This window comes from Agrococcus terreus (assembly GCF_014645235.1).
Classification (GTDB): Bacteria; Actinomycetota; Actinomycetes; order Actinomycetales; family Microbacteriaceae; genus Agrococcus; species Agrococcus terreus.
Map to the genome: position 1 here is coordinate 292,506 of NZ_BMLM01000001.1, position 14,598 is coordinate 307,103.

General features: G+C 71.3%; 13 protein-coding genes. 1 reads left to right on the forward strand and 12 read right to left on the reverse strand.

What is annotated here, in order from left to right; all coding sequences use genetic code 11:
- Positions 1-38 precede the first annotated feature (38 nt).
- From IEW90_RS01475 to IEW90_RS01525, 11 genes are all read right to left on the reverse strand, one after another.
- Positions 39-1,457, reverse strand: a complete 1,419-nt coding sequence (locus IEW90_RS01475) for a phytoene desaturase family protein (protein WP_188715291.1) — start codon at positions 1,455-1,457, stop codon at positions 39-41.
- A complete protein-coding gene (locus IEW90_RS01480) occupies positions 1,457-2,059 on the reverse strand; it encodes a hypothetical protein (RefSeq protein WP_188715292.1) in 603 nt (200 codons plus the stop codon). Before IEW90_RS01480 ends, IEW90_RS01475 begins: the two co-directional genes overlap by 1 nt.
- A 179-nt stretch (positions 2,060-2,238) precedes the next feature.
- On the reverse strand, positions 2,239-3,012 hold the full coding sequence (locus tag IEW90_RS01485; protein WP_188715294.1) for a carboxymuconolactone decarboxylase family protein: 774 nt from the start codon (positions 3,010-3,012) through the stop codon (positions 2,239-2,241).
- Between the two features lie 108 nt (positions 3,013-3,120).
- On the reverse strand, positions 3,121-3,816 hold the full coding sequence (locus tag IEW90_RS01490; RefSeq protein ID WP_229679438.1) for a GntR family transcriptional regulator: 696 nt from the start codon (positions 3,814-3,816) through the stop codon (positions 3,121-3,123).
- 10 nt (positions 3,817-3,826) lie between these two features.
- Positions 3,827-4,735 carry an NAD(P)-dependent oxidoreductase gene (locus IEW90_RS01495; protein WP_229679439.1) on the reverse strand — a complete coding sequence of 303 codons (909 nt, stop codon included), beginning with the start codon at positions 4,733-4,735 and terminating at the stop codon, positions 3,827-3,829.
- The gene (locus IEW90_RS01500) at positions 4,732-5,166 is read right to left on the reverse strand and encodes a carboxymuconolactone decarboxylase family protein (RefSeq protein ID WP_188715298.1); all 435 of its coding nucleotides are present in this window, start codon (positions 5,164-5,166) and stop codon (positions 4,732-4,734) included. The genes IEW90_RS01495 and IEW90_RS01500 overlap by 4 nt, the downstream gene beginning before the upstream one ends.
- Complete coding sequence (locus IEW90_RS01505; RefSeq protein ID WP_188715300.1) at positions 5,156-5,569, reverse strand: cupin domain-containing protein; 414 nt, start codon at positions 5,567-5,569, stop codon at positions 5,156-5,158. The genes IEW90_RS01500 and IEW90_RS01505 overlap by 11 nt, the downstream gene beginning before the upstream one ends.
- Positions 5,566-6,489 (reverse strand): NAD(P)-dependent oxidoreductase, encoded by a 924-nt coding sequence (locus tag IEW90_RS01510; RefSeq protein WP_229679440.1) that lies wholly within the window; start codon positions 6,487-6,489, stop codon positions 5,566-5,568. Before IEW90_RS01510 ends, IEW90_RS01505 begins: the two co-directional genes overlap by 4 nt.
- The gene (locus IEW90_RS01515) at positions 6,486-7,382 is read right to left on the reverse strand and encodes an SDR family NAD(P)-dependent oxidoreductase (protein WP_188715304.1); all 897 of its coding nucleotides are present in this window, start codon (positions 7,380-7,382) and stop codon (positions 6,486-6,488) included. The genes IEW90_RS01510 and IEW90_RS01515 overlap by 4 nt, the downstream gene beginning before the upstream one ends.
- Before the next feature lie 54 nt (positions 7,383-7,436).
- A complete protein-coding gene (locus IEW90_RS01520) occupies positions 7,437-8,258 on the reverse strand; it encodes an N-acyl homoserine lactonase family protein (RefSeq protein ID WP_188715306.1) in 822 nt (273 codons plus the stop codon).
- 10 nt (positions 8,259-8,268) lie between these two features.
- Entirely contained in the window at positions 8,269-9,663 is a 1,395-nt protein-coding gene (locus IEW90_RS01525) for an MFS transporter (protein ID WP_188715309.1), read from the reverse strand.
- Positions 9,664-9,908: 245 nt separating this feature from the next.
- Between IEW90_RS01525 and IEW90_RS01530 the strand changes: the two genes are divergently transcribed.
- The gene (locus IEW90_RS01530) at positions 9,909-11,231 is read left to right on the forward strand and encodes an MFS transporter (protein ID WP_188715311.1); all 1,323 of its coding nucleotides are present in this window, start codon (positions 9,909-9,911) and stop codon (positions 11,229-11,231) included.
- A 231-nt stretch (positions 11,232-11,462) separates the two neighbouring features.
- Here the strand turns inward: IEW90_RS01530 and IEW90_RS01535 are convergent, their stop codons facing one another.
- Positions 11,463-14,459, reverse strand: coding sequence for a cell wall-binding repeat-containing protein (locus IEW90_RS01535; RefSeq protein WP_188715313.1), 2,997 nt, complete (start codon positions 14,457-14,459; stop codon positions 11,463-11,465).
- Between the last annotated feature and the right edge of the window lie 139 nt (positions 14,460-14,598).

Below are 14,598 nucleotides of genomic sequence, written 5' to 3' on the forward strand. Positions count from 1 at the left end.
CCTCCGGACCTCCCGCGCCCCGGCCACCGCCGCCCTCCTCAGCCCTCGCGCACCCCGAGGTCGCGCAGCGCCGCGTGCGCCGCGTGCCATCCGGACATGCCGTGCACGCCGCCGCCGGGCGGCGTGGAGGAGGAGCAGACGTAGAGGCCGGTGCCGGCCCGGTACGGATGCGCCAGCAGCGGCCGCGCGAGCTGCTGCAGCCCGGCGAGCGAGCCGCCGCCGATGGCGCCGCCGACGAGGTTGGGGTTCCAGGCCTCGAGCGCGGCGGGCGGGGTGGAGACGGCGCGCACGATGCGGTCGCGGAAGCCCGGCGCGAAGCGCTCGATCTGCGCCTCGATCGCCGAGCGCGCGTCGCCGGGCCAGCCGAAGGGCACGTGCGCGTAGGTCCAGAGGATGTGCTGGCCATCGGGCGCGCGGGAGGGGTCGGCGGCGCTCGGCTGGCAGACGAGCACGAACGGCCGCTCGGGCAAGCGTCCGGCGGCGACCGCGGCCTCCGCCTCCTGGATCTCCTCGATGCGGCCCACCACGTGCACGGTGCCCGCGCCCTCGACGCGCGCGTCGAGCCACGGCACGGGCCCGTCGAGCAGGTAGTCGACCTTCGAGACGGCGGGGCCGTAGTCCCAGCCGCGGATGCGCCGCGCGTACGCGCGATCGAGGCGGCCGCCGGCGAGCGCGAGCGTCTGCGTGGGCGTGGTGTCGAGCAGCACGAGGTCGGCGGGCGGGAGGTCGGCGAGGTCGGTGATCTCGCTGCCGAGCTCGACGCGGCCGCCGTGCGCCTCGACGACGCGCACGAGCGCATCCGCCACCGCCTGCGAGCCGCCCTTCGCGAACGGCCAGCCGATGGTGTGGCCGACGCCGCCGAAGGCGATGCCGAAGGCGCTCGTCATGAGGTGCGTGAGCGGCAGCGTCGCATGGGTGGCCTGCCCGCCGAACAGCGCCTGCGCTGCGCCGGAGCGGAAGACGGTGCGCGCGAGCGGCAGCGCGGGCCACGCGCCGCGCAGGCCGAGCCGGGCGAGCAGCAGCGGATGCTCGGGGATGCGCACGAGCGGCCCCATGACCGCCTCGACCGTGTCGTACGGGCTCTCGGTGGCGGGTGCGTGGAGGCGCAGCCAGGCGCGCCGGTCGACGCCGAGCTGGCGGGCGGTCGCCTCGGCGTCGCGGTGGAGGAAGGCGGCGCTGCCGTCGGGGAGCGGATGCGCGAGCGGGTCGGCGGCGTGGAGCCACTCCACGTGCTGGTCGACGCCGAGCGAGCGGAACGCGGGGCTGCCGGCGCCGAAGGGGTGGGAGGCGGAGCCGAGGTCGACGATGGTGCCGTCGCCGAGCAGTGGCCCGCTCGAGGCGGCGCCGCCGGGGTAGGGGAGCCGCTCGTGCACCGTGACGTCGAGGCCGGCGCGCGCGAGCACGGCCGCGGCCGTCAGCCCGTTGGGGCCGGCGCCGACGACGATGGCGGTGGTCATCAGGTCTGCGGGCTCGGCTGGTCGTCGGCGGGGGCGTGGCCGTGGTGCTCGGTCTCCCGGCCGCCGGCATCCCGCTCGTGTGCCTCGCGCGGGTCGCCGTTGCCGAAGCGCTCGCGCACGGTCGCGAGGGTGATGCGGGCGAGCTCGTCGAGCTGGTGATCGGCGCGCGCGACGAGGTCGCGCAGCAGGGGCACGTCGTGGCGGGCGTCGTCCTCGGCGAGCTCGAGCAGCGCCTCCCACATGAGCCGCTTCGCACGCACGGCGCCGGTGAGGAGGTCGAGCTCGATCTGGGCGGTCGAGGCGCGGCGCCGACGCATCAGGTTGTAAGGGCCGGCCGCGCCGAACGCGCGGAGGAAGCCTGTGAAGAATCGCTTCCAGCCGGCGGGCTTGTGGCCGAGCCGCATGATGATGCGGGCGAGGTCGCGGCGGTCGCGGTCGACCTCGTCGGCCACAGCGTCGAGCGCCGCCTCGTGCGGCGTGCCCTCCCACGTGCGGACGGCGGCGCGGAACGCGCGCACGCCGCCCTCGGCGCCGAGCAGGTGCTCGTTGAGGTAGGCGCCGAGGCGCTCGTCGGCGTCGGATGCGGTGCGACGGTCAGGCATCGCGGGCTCCATCTTCGCGGCGGTCGGGGTACGCCTCCAGGGTGGCGCCGGGCGGCTGGGAGTGGTCGGGGAGTTCGGGTGGCGCTCGTCAGGGCGAGGTCGTGGTGCGACGAGCGACGGGCGCCGTGCCGTCAGGCACGACGCCCGTCGATCAGCAGCGCTGGTCGGGCACGCTCGTTTCAGGGCAGCGGCTGCCCCGCCGCCTCGGCCTCCTCCACGAGGATCGGCACGGCCGTCGTCGCGGCGTGGATGCCGATGACGCTCGCGATCTCCATGACCTCGAGGATCTCGCCCGGCGTCGCTCCGTAGCCGATCGCGTTCTCGATGTGGAGCTTCAGGCCCGGCTTGTAGAGGTGGGTCGCGGCGGTGTCGAAGGCGATGTAGACGAACTCCTTGACCTTCGGCTCGAGCGTGCCGGTGCGCCACGGCACGGACGAGAAGGCGGTGTAGGCCTCGAACATCTCGGGGTCGAGCTCGAGCATCTCGTCCCAGAAGGAGTGCCAATAGCCGCGGGTGCGCGTGAAGTCGGCCTTCAGGGCCTCCTGATGGGCATCGAGCTCGGCGGGCCCCGTGCGCAGCCCCTGCTCCTCGAGCACCTCCACGAGGATCGGCACGCCGATGTTCATGGCGTGGATGCCGAGCGTGGAGGCGCACTCGATGACCTCCATGATCTCCTGCACGGTCGCGCCGTGGCGGAAGGCGGCCTGGATGTGCTGGCGCACGCCCGGCAGGTACATGTGCGTCGCGTTGGCGTCGACGGCGATGTAGATGAGCTCCTTCGTCTTGGCGTCGAGGTGCGTCTTGCGCCAGGGCACCATCGAGAGCTCGCGGTAGGCGTCGAGGAACTCGGGGTCGATCTTCGCGATCGACTCCCAGAGCGGGCTCCAGGCGCCTTCGCCGCGCTGCTCGACGAACGCGTCCTTCGACTGCTGCTGACGGGGGGTGAGGGTCACGGTCTGCTCCTTCGCGGTGACGTGGACGGTCGCGGGGACCGGTCTGGTGCGCCGGCGGCCGTGGGCCGTCGACGGAGCGCCGGCGGACCGGCACGGGTGGGGCGCGGGTCAGGCCTGCGCGTGGAGGGCGCGCAGCGCGAGCCGCGACGCCATGTGGATGTGCTCGGCCATGAGGCGGGCCGCGCGATCGGGGTTGCGGGCCTCGATGGCCTCGACGATCTCGCGCATCTCGCGCACGACGTGCGGGAGGCGGTCGGCGGTCGAGAGCGAGGTGACGCGCAGCAGGCGCACGCGCGCCTGGATCGAGCCCAGCAGCTGCGTGAGCGACGCCGAGCGGGCGCCGGCGAGGAGGACGTCGTAGAACTCGTCCTTCGCCTTGAGGAAGTCGATGATCGTCGGCGGCTCGTCGAGGCGCTCGGCCATGCGGTCGACGGTCGCCACGAGGTGGGCGACGTCGACGTCGGTGGCGCGGTCGATGAAGCGGCGCACCACGAGCGACTCGAGCGAGGCGCGCACCTCGTAGAGGTCCTCGGCGTCCTCGAGCGTGGGGGCGGTGACGTGCGCGCCGCGCTGCGGCACGACCGTGACGAGGCCCTCGGAGGCGAGGACGCTGATCGCCTCGCGCACCGTGGCGCGCGAGACCTCCATCGACTCGATGATCTCCCGCTCCACCAGGCGGTCGCCGGGCTTGAGCTTGAAGTCGAGGATCGCGTCGCGGATCGCCGTGACGACCTGCTCCTTGACGGGGGCGGCCACGCGGCCCACGGGGGAGACCCCCCACCGCTGCGCCGCCGACTCCGTCACACCCGCGATGCTACCCATCGTCGCTCCCGGAGCCGTCCGCCCCGGCGGCCAGCCGCTCGCGGGCGGCGATCCACTCGGCGACGCGCGTGTGGTCGGCGTCGGGCGCGAGGCCCTCGGCCGCCTCGGCCCACAGCTCGACCGCGTCGGCGCCGAGCCGCGAGGGCGCGCCCACCTGCTCGGCGAGGCCCGTGGCGATCCGCATGTCCTTGAGCATGAGGCGCAGGCCGAAGCCCGAGTCGAAGGTGCCCGGCACGATGAAGTTCGGCCACTTGTTCTCGGTGGAGCCCGACTTGCCGCTCGAGCCGTTGAAGACCGAGAGCATGACTTCCGGATCGAGGCCGAAGCGGATGCCGGCCTGCATCGCCTCGCTCGTCGCCCACAGGTGCGTGGCCGAGAGGAGGTTGTTGAGGGCCTTGAGCGCGTGGCCGGCGCCGACGCCGCCGCAGTCGACGACGCGGCCGAGCGGCGCGAGCAGCGCGTGCGCGCGCTCGCGGTCGGCGTCGCGCGCGCCGAGCATGATCGTGAGCGAGCCGCGCTCGGCGCCGCGCACGCCGCCCGAGACGGGGGCGTCGGCGAAGGCGATGCCCGCCGCCTCGAGGCGCTCGGCGAGCGCCTGCGTGCGGGTGGGCTCGGAGGACGACATGTCGACGACGAGCGTCTGTGGGCCGATCGCGCCGGCGTCGAGCAGCTCCTCGACGACCGCCTCGACGATGGCGGAGCTGGGGAGCATGAGGATGACGGCGGTCGCGTCGGCCGCGGCCTCCGGCGCCGTCGCCGCGGGCTCCCCGCCGCCCTCGCGCAGCCGCTCGCGGGCGGCCTCGACGAGGTCGAAGCCGCGCACGCGGTTGCCGGCGTCGACGAGCCTGCGCGACATGGGCGTGCCCATGTTGCCCAGGCCGATGAGGGCGACGTTGCTCACGCCTGGGCCGCCTCGGCCTGGTAGCTGTCGACCGCCTCGTCGCCGAGCTCCTCGCGCAGCACGCGCTCGGTGATCCGGAACGCCTCGAGCGCGGCGGGCGCCCCCACGTACATCGCGGTCTGCAGCAGCACCTCCTGGATCTGCTGCATCCTCACGCCGTTGCGGACGGCGCCGCGCACGTGCACCGCGAGCTCGTGCGAGCGGCCCAGCGCCGTGAGGATGCCGAGGTTCACGAGGCTGCGCTCGGCGCGGTCGAGGCCGTCGCGCGACCAGATGCCGCCCCAGCAGAACTCGGTGACGTAGTCCTGGATCGGGCGCGAGAACGGGCTGACCTTGGCCATCGAGCGCTCGACGTGCTCGGCGCCCAGCACCTCCTTGCGGATGGCGAGGCCCTCCTCGTAGGTCTCCAGGTGGCTTCCCTCAGCGAACATCGGTCGGGTCCTCTCCATCGATCGGCTGCTGCGCGTACTCCTCGTCGGCGACGGGGTCGGCCCACACGGTCTGCCCGAGGGAGATCGCGGTGTGGACCATGTACGAGTCGGGGGCGGCGCCGTGCCAGTGGCGCTCGCCGGGCGGGCACCAGACGGTGTCGCCGGCGCGGATGACGTGCACCTCGCCGTTCGCGCAGACGAGGCCGCGGCCCGCGAGCACCTGCAGGATCTGCCCGTGCTCGTGGTGGTGCCAGAAGGTGCGGGCGCCGGGCGTGAAGTCGACCGTGTTGATCGTCACGCCGTCGGTCTGCGCCATCGTGACGAAGGGGAAGACGTCGCCGGTGAACTGCGAGCCGGGCTTGCCGGCGGTGCCGTCGTAGTCGCGGGGGTGCTTGATCTTCATGCGGTGGGCTCCTCGGTCTGCTGAGGCGTGTGGAGGTGGACGCCGCCCGACACGTCGCCGATCGCGTCGACGACGGTGTTCGAGATCTCGTCGGCGTAGCCGAGCTGGCGGGCGAGGCCGAACGCCGCGACGGGGCCGGCCGCGTTGAGGCTCGTGACGCCGAGGCCCGCGAGCAGCTCGAGGTAGAGCGACACGTCCTTCAGCATGAGCGTGTTCGTGAGCCCGCCCTTGAGGTAGTCGCCCTGGATGATCTTCGGGAAGCGGTTGATGGTCGCGAAGTTCACGCCGGAGGACGCGTTCAGCACGTCGAGCACCGTCGCGAGGTCGAGGTCGGCCTTCTTCGCCGCCACCATCACCTCCGCCGTCGCCGAGAGGGCGATGGCGTTCAGGAAGTTGTTGAGCAGCTTCACCGTGTGGCCCGCGCCCGAGCCGCCGCAGAGGAAGACCTCCTTGGAGAAGCGGTCGAGCACCGGCCGCACCCGCGCGAGCGCGTCGGCGTCGCCGCCGACCATGAGCGTGAGCGTGCCGACCTCGGCGGCGGCCGCGCCGCCCGAGATGCCGGCGTCGAGGTAGTGCGCGCCGCGCGCCGCGAGGTCGGCGGCGATGCGGCGGGTGGAGTCGGGGGAGGCGGTGGAGAGGTCGACGACCACCTGGCCCTCGCGCACGCTCTCGAGGAACGCAGGGTCGCCGTAGACGACCGCCTCGACGACCTTCGAGTCGGGCAGCGAGAGCAGCACGACGTCGCTGGCCGCGACGACGGCCGCGGCGCTCGCGGCGGGGGAGGCGCCGGCCTCGCCGATCGCCGCCTCGCGCGGGTCGAAGCCGAGCAGCGCGTCGCCGGCACCCGTGATGCAGCGGGCCATGCGGCCGCCCATGTTGCCGAGGCCGATGAAGCCGACCCGGTCGGTGGTGGCGGTCATGCCTGGCCTCCCTGCTGGACGCCCGGCCACCGTGCTCCCGGCCATTCTGCGAAGAGCGCCGCGTCGAGCCCGGAGGCGTCCCACGCGCCCGCGCCGCCGGCGGGGCGCACGGTGTTCACGATCGAGGCGCCGCCGTCGGCGGCGACGATCTCGCCCGTCGTGTACGAGCTGTCGTCCGAGAGCAGGAACGCCACGGCGCCCGCGATCTCGGACGCGGCGCCCGCGCGGCGCAGCGGCGTCGTCGAGGCGCGCTGCACCATGTCGTTGCCGCCGCCCTTCTGGGTGGCCGCGGCCGCGAACAGCTGCGTCGGCACGATGCCGGGCGCGACGCCGTTCACGCGGATGCCGAGCGGGCCTCCGTAGACGGCGGCGCCGTGCACGAGGCCCACGACCGCGTGCTTGGAGGTCTGGTACGGCAGCAGGTCGGCCGAGCCGCGGTGGCCGGCGATCGACGCGGTGACGGCGATCGCGCCGCCCGCGAAGGTGCCCGCGGCGGCCTGGTCGCGGTAGTGGCGGAACGCGGCGCGCAGGCCCAGGAACTGGCCCGTCACGTTCACGCGCATGACCTGCTCGAAGTCGTCGACGCCGAGGTCGGGGATCGACGCGAAGGAGCCGAAGATGCCCGCGTTGAGGTGGAAGCGGTCGATGCGCCCGAAGGCCTCGATGCCGGCAGCCATGTACGCGTCGACCGAGGCCTCGTCGGCGATGTCGGCGACCACGCCGATCGCCTCGCCGGGCAGCTGCGCGGCCGCCTCGACGATCCGCTCGTCGCGGTCGACGGCGACGATGCGCGCGCCCTCCTCGGCCAGGCGCAGCGCGGAGGCGGCGCCCAGGCCGCCCGCGGCGCCGGTCACGACGGCGACCAGGCCTTCGAACCTCTGTGGGGTGGTCATGCTGCGTGCGCTCCTTCTCTGCTGCGGGATGGCTGGGGTGGGGTCGGGCCGGCGTCAGCCGATGCGCGCCGTGAGGCCCGGCAGGGGGCCGTCGGCGATGCGGCCGAAGCGGTCGAGCGTCGAGGGGTCGTGCCCCGAGACGAGGTGCTGCACGCGGCCGTCGGTGACCATCGCGTGCAGGAGGTCGAAGCCCGCGTACATCGCGGGGAGGTCGGCCACGTAGGCGAAGGGCACGTCGTCGTCGTGCTCCTCGTAGTAGTGGATCGCGTCCGAGGCGAGCGCGACGGTGCCCTCGGCCGTGTCGACCAGCACGATCGACTGGCCGGGCGTGTGCCCGCCGACGCGCACCATGCGCACGCCGGGGGCGATCTCGAGCTCGTCGTCGAAGGTGCGCAGGCGCCCCTCCGCCTCGATGCGCCGCAGCGTCTCGAGCTCGGCATCCTCCACCGAGTGGTGGAACTGCGCCCGACGCTCCATGCCGCTCGACCAGAAGTCGCGCTCGGCGGCCGAGATCGTGACCCGGGCGGTGGGGAAGGCGTCGAGGTTGCCGATGTGGTCGTAGTGCGCGTGCGTGACGAGCACCTCTGGCACCGTGGCGGCGTCGACGCCGAGCGCGGCGAGCGCCTTCACGGGGTGGGCGAGGAAGGTGCGCGAGCGGTTGGCGCCGCCCTCGCGGCTGAACCCGGTGTCGACCAGGATCGTCCCGGTCGGCGTCTCCACCAGCCAGACGAAGTAGTCCATGCCGATCGGCTCGTCGGGCCGGCCGTAAATGCCCCAGTTCAGGTACACCTCCGACTTGTGGCCCTGACGGGTGCCGTACTGCACGATCGTGACGGTGTTCGTGGGAACGCCGCTGGTCGACACCGGGTTGCGCATCCGCTGCGTCCTATCGCTGCTCGGTCGAAGTGGGCGCCGCCACGTGGTCCTCGAGGTGGCCGAGGTCGAGGCCGATGGCGTCGCCGCGCTCCGCCTGGTGGTCGGCCGTGATGTCGCGGCCCGCGGTCTCCGGCAGCCACCTCCAGATGAAGGGCAGCGCGATGAGCGCTAGCACGACGAGGTACCAGGCCGGCGAGACCGGGTTGCCCGTGGCGCCCGCGAGCCAGGTGCCGATGTACGACGCCGGGCCGGCGATGAATGCGAGGGCGAAGTTGAAGCCGATCGCGCTGGCGCTCGAGCGGTTCGAGGCGGGGAAGAGCTCCACGAGCATCACGACGGTGGTGACCGACACGAGCGCCTGCGTCATCGTGAGCAGGATCATGCCGAGCACGACCGGGGCGAAGCCGCCGCCGGCGCCCGACATCAGCATGAACACCGGGATCGGCAGCACGATGTAGCCGATCGTGCCGATGATGTTGAGCTTCCGGCGGCCGAAGCGGTCGGAGAGCGCACCGGCGACGGGGCACAGGATCATGTAGACCGTGAGGCCGGTGGCGCTCATCGCGAGGGCCTCGGGACGCTCGATGCCGACCGTCGTCATGAGGTAGTTCACGATGAACGTGGCCAGGTAGTAGAAGCCGGTGCCCTGCACGGCCGCGATCGCGACGGTGAGGAGGATCGGGCGCCAGTTCTCCTTGAAGGCGCGCATGATCGGCGCCTTCTCCTTGCTGTCGCTCGCCTCCACCGACTTGTACACCGGCGTCTCGCCGAGGCGCATGCGGATGTAGAGGCCGATGAGCGCGAGCGGCGCGGCCATCAGGAACGGCACGCGCCAGCCCCAGCTGAGGAGGTCCTCGGGGCTCAGGATGTTGTTGAGGAGCAGCGCGAAGAGGCTGCCCGCGATCGTCGCGAGCGCGGCCGTCGCGGAGATGACCGAGCCGAACTTGCCGCGGTGGGCGGTCGGCGTCGACTCGATGAGGTACGCGGCCGAGCCGGTCCACTCGCCGCCGGCCGAGAGGCCCTGGATGCAGCGGCAGAGCACGAGCAGGATCGGCGCCAGGATGCCGACCGTCGCGTAGACGGGGAGCAGGCCGATGATCGTCGTCGCGATGCCCATGGCGAGGATGGAGACGGCGAGCGCCGTGCGGCGGCCGTACTTGTCGCCGATCGGGCCGAGGATGAAGCCGCCGAGCGGCCGCATGAAGAAGCCGACCGCGAAGACCGCCAGCGACGAGAGGATCGCGACGAACTCCGACGTGTCGGCGGGGAAGAAGAGCTGGCCGATGATCACGGCGAAGAAGCCGTAGACCGCGAAGTCGAACCACTCCATGAAGTTGCCGACGGCGACCGCGACGGCCACCTTCGCCTTGGACGGCGCTGCCGTCGTCGTAGAGCTCGTGCTCACGAGTACCTCCTTGTACTGGTGCGCGCAGGGACGGCGCGCGCGGGAGTCACAATGCCTGATTGTCCGACAAAGTGCAAGTGGCACGCTGGGCGCGTTGATTCGCTGCCTGGATTCTACGCTTGGCCGTCGCGGTACTTGTCGGGTCGCTGTGCGATCCGTATGATCGCCTGACAATCGGGCAATGTCGCGTCGATCCGTCGCGTCCGGCCCGTGCCAGGAGATTCGCAACGACGCGGAGGACGACCATGAGCACCACGACCGACCCCAGCACGATGTCTGACAATCCATCCAGCAGAGGCCTGTCGCCGCGCGGGGTGATGGTGGCGAGCGTCGTCGGCAACACGCTCGAGTTCTACGACTTCCTCGTCTACGGCACCATCGCCGCGCTCGTCTTCCCGGTGCTGTTCTTCCCCGAGACGGGCGACCCCGCCATCGGCGTCCTCCTGTCGCTCTCGACCTTCGCGGTCGGCTTCTTCGCCCGGCCCGTCGGCGCCGCCGTGTTCGGCCACCTCGGCGACCGCATCGGCCGCCGCCGCGCGCTCATGGCGACCCTCGTGATCATGGGCGTCGCCACGATCCTCATCGGCTGCCTGCCGGTCTACGGCACCATCGGCATCGTCGCGCCCGTGCTGCTCGTGCTGCTGCGGCTCGTGCAGGGCTTCGCCGTCGGCGGCGAGTGGGGCGGCGCCGTGCTGATGGTCTCCGAGAACGGCGACCCGAAGCACGCCGGCCGAGGCACCTCGTTCGTGCAGCTGGGCTCGCCCTTCGGCCTGCTGCTCGCGAACGGCGCCGTGCTGCTCACGGTCACCGCCACCACCGACGAGCAGTTCGCCGCCTGGGGCTGGCGCCTGCCGTTCATCGCCTCCGCGATCCTGCTGATCGTGGGCATCTACATCCGCCTGCGCCTCGAGGAGACGCCCGCGTTCAAGCAGCTCGAGGCAGCCGGAGCCGTCGCGAAGGTGCCCGTGGCCGACGTCTTCCGCCAGCAGTGGCGCGCGCTGCTGCTCGGCATGGGCGCGACCGCGGTCGTCTTCTCCGGCTACTACGTCTTCACGATCGTGTCGGTCACGTACCTGCGGCAGATCAGCGCCGACTCCTCCGTCGTGCTCATCGGCCTCGTCGTCGGCTCGGCGCTGTCGATCCCGGTGATCCTGTTGACCGGGCGGCTGTCCGATCGCATCGGCCGTCGCCCCATCTACTTCGTGGGCGCCGCCGCGACCGCCGTGTGGGGCTTCGTGTTCTTCCCGCTGCTCGACACCGGCTCGCCGTTCGTGATCGTCGCGGCGGTCTCGGTCGGCATCCTCACCTGGGCGATCATGTACGGCGCGCAGGGCGCGTTCCTGCCGGAGCTCTTCCCGCAGCAGCTGCGCTACACGGGCTCGTCGCTCGCCTTCCAGCTCACCTCCGCGCTCGGCGGCCTCGTGCCCGTCGTGTGCGTGGCGCTGCTCGCGGCCTTCGACACGACGCTCGCGATCGGCGTCTTCGTGCTCCTCACCGCCGTGCTGTCGTTCGTCGCGGCGTGGCTGTCGCCGGAGACGGCGCCGGGGAAGGCGGCTGCGCGCGATTGACACGACGGGTGAACTAGAGGCCTAGCCGGGAGCGCGAGGTCTCTCGAAAGCATCGGTCAACCGAACTGCGCCAACCGGCGATGGCGTCGGGAGCTAGACGAACTGCGATCTGCGTGACAATTGGCCAGATGGCGTCGGGCCTACGGTGACGGTGCTCGAATGGCGACAGTCACCGTGACCATCCTCTTCAAAGCACGGTCACGGGCTCTCGATCCTCGGCGCTCAGTGGGCTTAGGGCGCGACGGTCAAGATCCATCGATTCGACGTCGACTCGGAAACGTCCACAGTAACTACCAATGGGGCGTCGACGAACCTCAACCGTGGTGGTTCGGATGCTGAGCCGTAGTCGTATCCAGACGTCAACGGGTCGTAGATGGCGTCGAATTCGAGCCGAGAGTTGCCTACCTCAGTGCTGAGCGTCGCCCAGCTGTCAGCCCCGGACCACAACCCCACGGTATCGCCGCTACCCGCTTGGGTCAGCGGCGGCACATGCCGCATGTCCCGAAGCGTGATGGTCCAATCACCCGTGGCCTCGACGTGCAAGAAGGGATTGAACACGAAGCGGTTGTCGTGCACGACCGAGCCATGGTAGGCGGCGGTCGAGTTCGCGATGAGCCCGCCACGATTGGTCAGCGTTGAAGAGACCTGCGAAACCACGAATCGTCCGCCGGACGAACTTGCCGTGAGTAATGCGTGCCTCGCTGCGGGCGGCAGGACGACGTAAGCACTGCCCGAGCCTCGAACTTGCCACGAACCAAAGACGCCATACCGCGAGCCGGCCTCCGCCTGAAGGGGCGAGAACGAGGCCGAGTCCGCGATGCGAGTTGGGGACAGCGCACCAGGAGGCGCAGCGGGAGCGACATGGGGTTGGATCGCGACAGAGCCAGTTCCCGTCGCTCCGCCGATCTGCACTGCCACCGATGCGGTGCCGCCGGACTGCGAACCAGTCGCTCGTCCAGTGACCTGGATGTGAGCGAAGCCAGCCGCTGGCACGGTGATGCCGATTTCCCCTCGGTATGGGGCAGATGAGCCGTTTGCGTAGACTTCCAGCTCGAACAACTCCGCCGGGCTAGCGATTGTCAATTGCTGCGTGGTGGCGACGCCTCCATGGTTGGCGATGGTGAAGCTGAGGCGGAACTGGCCGCCGTACTCGACTGAGGTGGCGGTGGCTGTTCTGACTGATAGCTGGGCTGGTGCAGGTAGGACCGCAGTCGTTGCCGCTGTGCCGATGCCGTCCAAGAACGCTTCGCTTCGAAGGGTGCCACCGAGGACCGAGCCGCCGGCGACGCCTCCCACGACGATGCGGAGTTCTTCGCCTGCCGCGACGGAGACCGACTGCCACCACTGTCCGTGCAGGATGCGCCCCGGAAGCGAGACCGTCTGCTCCTGGATGTCAAAATCGATCTCGATGCGAAGGCTGGCCGACGCTGCTTCGCCTCCCGTGTTCCGGACGATGAAGACTTGCTCGACTTGCGCGCCATACGGCACTGAGGCGGTTGCCGGTGCCGTGACGCTCAAGTTCGCAGGCGCGGCTAACACGGTGACTGCTGCCGCCGCGGCGCGGCCGCCAGCGGCTGCCCTGACCTGGTAGGTGCCTCCCGTTGCCGGGCCGCCCGCATCGAACTCGACGACGACCAACTTCGCGGCGCCTGCGGGGACGGTCAGGTTTAAGGCTGCGGAAGCCGCCTGGGGCACGCTGCCGTCGATGCGGACGGTCGCAGCGCTCAGAGCGGGAGGCACGGTCACCGCGAGCGACGTCGACCCGTCGATCCCTCCGCGGTTTTCCAGGGTGAAGCTCACCGAACTCCGCTCCCCAGGGGACACGGTGGTCGCGGGTGACGCCGAGATCTGCCAAGTGGCGGGTGCAGGGCGCACCGTGAGATCGGTTCGAAACGCCTGCCCGTCGACGGTGAGCGTCACAGGAAACGTTCCGCCGCCAACGGGTCCGGCCGCGGAGCCTCGAACTCGAACCGAGGTCGAGGCTCCCGCGGCAATGGCGGCGGCCGAACTCGTCGAGGCCTGCTGCCAAGCGCCTCCGCCGATTGAGAACGATCCGCCAGCGAGCGCCGGTTGCGCATCAAAGCGAATAGTTGCTGTGACGCCGAAGTTGCTCGGGTTGCGTAGGGAGAACGTGAGCTCTACGAGACCACCATAATTCGCGGAGGTCGGAGCGGGCGCGACAGTGTCGATCGGGGAAGGCGGGCTCGAGTTGCACTGTCGGAGTCGCAGCGCATCCTGCGTGATCCAGAACTTCGTGCCGATGCCCGTGACGGCGCCCACGCCCAGTCGATCGAACTGCGCAGGGACGAGGCCGTGGTCGTGGCAGTAGCGGCCCGACAGCATCATCACCGAGCCGAGCTCTGCCGCGAACACCGAGGCGCCGATCGTGTCGCCATGGCCGTTGCCGGCGACGAGGAACGCGCGGTCGCCGGTGATCGAGGGCACGAAGCGCTGCACGACCTGCGCGTTCGTGGCATAGCGGTCGGGGCCGGCGATGCGGCTCATCGTCGCGTTCGTGCGGGCGTCGAGCGCTCGGTAGTAGTCGTCGGAGAGCACCGAGCTCGCGCCGATGAAGTGCACGCGCTGCACTCCGCTGAGCTGCGGCGCGATCTTGCGCGCCCATACCGCGGGGTCGCCCATCGCGGGGAAGACGGCAGCGCCCATCCGTGCGGCGACGTTGCCCGTGGCGAGGCCGTCGGAGTAGCCGTTGCGTCCGATGATGAAGACGTCGCGGATCGACCCCTTCGCCTGTCGCAGCTGCGAGGCCAGCGCGATGGCCGAGTCGACGCGATCGCCGCTGTTCGTGCCCGCGCGGTACATCGTCGCGCTCGGGAGGATCCGGCGAACGTTCGACCAGAGCCGGTCGGACAGCACCGAACGACTGCCCACGATGTGCACCCAACGGGGGTTGAGGCGCCGCAGCTCGGCCTCGATGACGCTCGGCACCGAGTCTCGACGCACCATGAGCACATGCGCTCCCTGCGCGCGTGCGGCGGGCGGCACCGACAAGGAGTCGCCACCGGACTCGCCCGACGTCAGGTAGACGACCCGCGCGCTGCCCATCTGCTGCGACATCAGCGCGCTCGTGGCGTAGAGGTCCTTGCCGCCGATCCACGACACGTTCGTGACCACCGCGTTGGCTGCGGGCACCTGGATGAAGGCAGCGAGCAGCGCGAGCAGGATCGCGGCGATCATGGCGGGTACGAAGGCAGGTCGGCGCAGCAGCATGGCGCGGGCTCCCAGGTGCGTGACGGTGTTCCGATGCGCTGGGAGGGTGCCTCTGTCGCGCGAGAGGCGGACCGCTGGTCCGCTTGCATCGAACGCTAGCAAGCACCTACGACACACGCCATCGGAGTCCTGAGCGCCT

What these genes read in the sequence shown, in the direction of transcription:
- IEW90_RS01475 (WP_188715291.1), bottom strand. Translation starts at nt 1,457, where the DNA reads ATGACCACCGCCATCGTCGTCGGCGCCGGCCCCAACGGGCTGACGGCC.
- IEW90_RS01480 (WP_188715292.1), bottom strand. Translation starts at nt 2,059, where the DNA reads ATGCCTGACCGTCGCACCGCATCCGACGCCGACGAGCGCCTCGGCGCC.
- IEW90_RS01500 (WP_188715298.1), bottom strand. Translation starts at nt 5,166, where the DNA reads ATGTTCGCTGAGGGAAGCCACCTGGAGACCTACGAGGAGGGCCTCGCC.
- IEW90_RS01505 (WP_188715300.1), bottom strand. Translation starts at nt 5,569, where the DNA reads ATGAAGATCAAGCACCCCCGCGACTACGACGGCACCGCCGGCAAGCCC.
- IEW90_RS01510 (WP_229679440.1), bottom strand. Translation starts at nt 6,489, where the DNA reads ATGACCGCCACCACCGACCGGGTCGGCTTCATCGGCCTCGGCAACATG.
- IEW90_RS01515 (WP_188715304.1), bottom strand. Translation starts at nt 7,382, where the DNA reads ATGACCACCCCACAGAGGTTCGAAGGCCTGGTCGCCGTCGTGACCGGC.
- IEW90_RS01520 (WP_188715306.1), bottom strand. Translation starts at nt 8,258, where the DNA reads ATGCGCAACCCGGTGTCGACCAGCGGCGTTCCCACGAACACCGTCACG.
- IEW90_RS01530 (WP_188715311.1), top strand. Translation starts at nt 9,909, where the DNA reads ATGAGCACCACGACCGACCCCAGCACGATGTCTGACAATCCATCCAGC.
- IEW90_RS01535 (WP_188715313.1), bottom strand. Translation starts at nt 14,459, where the DNA reads ATGCTGCTGCGCCGACCTGCCTTCGTACCCGCCATGATCGCCGCGATC.